Here is a 1,071-nt window from a genome sequence, read left to right as displayed (position 1 = left end):
GCACGGTTACCATGGCAGCGCCCAGGCCCATCGCCAGGGTCTCACGGCGTGAGAACTCCATCATATCTCTCCTTTGAATTCTCTAAAGGCTGCAGGGCACACAAGGCCCCGCCCGCGCCTTACTCTTCTTTCAGCGTCGCAAGGAATGCGACCACATCTTCAATCTCCTGCGCCGTCAGGATCGGCGGCAGCGGCTCGGTCCCGGCATCGCCGGTATAGGCATCGCCCGGGCGGATAAAGCCATCGACCTTGTAAAAGGCCGGCATCATGGTGCCCTCAAACGTCATCTTGGCGTTGGCCACCAGCCCGCGCAGCTCTTCCGCGGTCCAGCGGTCGCCGGCACCATCCAGCGACGGGCCGATTTCACCGTGGAACGGCACATCCGCCAGCGCGGTCAGCTGGTGGCAGGACACGCAGTTGCCCTTGGATTTGGTACCAACAACCAGCGCGCCATTGACGGCATCGCCGGCAACACCCGTCAGCGACGCGGCCACTTGGCCATCCTCGCCATACTGCACCGCTTTCGGAGCAACCTCCCCGGCCCAAACCGCACTCCCGGCCAGGCTTAGCGCCAGTGTCAGAGATGTAAGTTTCATGTGTCCTCCCATTGGCTGCCGCTTGTACCTGGCGGCTTGCTTAGCTGCTGCATACCGTAGGGCACCGGCCATCCAATACGCAACAACAAATTCATTATTGTGAATTTTTCCAAATCATGCGCCAGACCCTAATCCGCAGATCCATTGTTGCGCTCGCGAATCCGGCGCGCGTGGTAACGCTGGAAGTCTTCATCATTATCAAGCGCATACCGCTTTTCGTTGACCCATGTAAACATGTCCAGCGTGGTTCCGCCGCCAAATGCGCCCGGCATCATAGCAACCGCTGCTTCGGTGGCTGTGACGTTTTCGCCCACGTCTTCCGGCAGGAACAGAATCGTCGGCGTGAACAAGACGCCCCATTTGCGCGCCATGTCCTTTTCCGCCAGCGCCTCACCGTCGAAATCGGTGACCTCGACATCGCCGTATAAATTCAGCTGCACGACAAAGAAATTCTCGTCAATGTACTGGCTGATCT

Annotated in this window: 1 protein-coding gene and 1 pseudogene; both read right to left on the bottom strand. The window is 59.1% G+C overall.

The window, feature by feature from the left end; all coding sequences use genetic code 11:
- Positions 1-119: 119 nt before the first annotated feature.
- On the bottom strand, positions 120-596 hold the full coding sequence (soxX, locus tag A2I95_RS41520) for a sulfur oxidation c-type cytochrome SoxX (protein WP_291738104.1): 477 nt from the start codon (positions 594-596) through the stop codon (positions 120-122).
- A 128-nt stretch (positions 597-724) separates the two neighbouring features.
- Positions 725-1,071 (bottom strand): annotated as a pseudogene (locus tag A2I95_RS41515) (thioredoxin); the annotation flags it as partial.

The sequence above is a fragment of the Leisingera sp. F5 genome (genome assembly GCF_001593695.1).
This window is presented reverse-complemented; position numbering and strand designations above follow the sequence as displayed.